Origin of the sequence: Faecalibacterium sp. DFI.5.82 (genome assembly GCF_029076575.1) — a bacterium.
GTDB lineage: Bacteria > Bacillota > Clostridia > Oscillospirales > Ruminococcaceae > Faecalibacterium > Faecalibacterium duncaniae.
In genome coordinates, this window is sequence record NZ_JARFIS010000674.1 from 1 (window position 1) to 304 (window position 304).

Annotated in this window: 1 pseudogene; it reads right to left on the reverse strand. The window is 55.9% G+C overall.

Features of this window, described 5'->3' with window-relative positions:
- Positions 1-108: 108 nt before the first annotated feature.
- Positions 109-304, reverse strand: a pseudogene (locus P0G09_RS18395) (4Fe-4S ferredoxin); the annotation flags it as partial.

A 304-nucleotide genomic window follows, 5' to 3' on the forward strand; every position in this document is an offset into this window, starting at 1 on the left:
ACCCGGTGGAGGCCATGGAGTATCTTGTGCGCACTGCCCGCACCGCCTTGGAATAACCCAAAGTCAAAGACACTCGGTCGATCTGTGTTGCCGCATTAAGTCCAGAAATTATCCGTCAATGGAAATGGTGACCACCTGCCAGGGAATGAACTTACCGCTGGTCTGCAGTGCCTTTTTCGCTGCCATCTCCAAGCCGCCGCAGCAGGGCACCTCCATGCGGAGGATGGTCACGCTCTGGATGTCGTTGCTGCGCAGGATCTCGTTGAGCTTTTCGCTGTAATCCACAGCATCCAGTTTCGGGCAG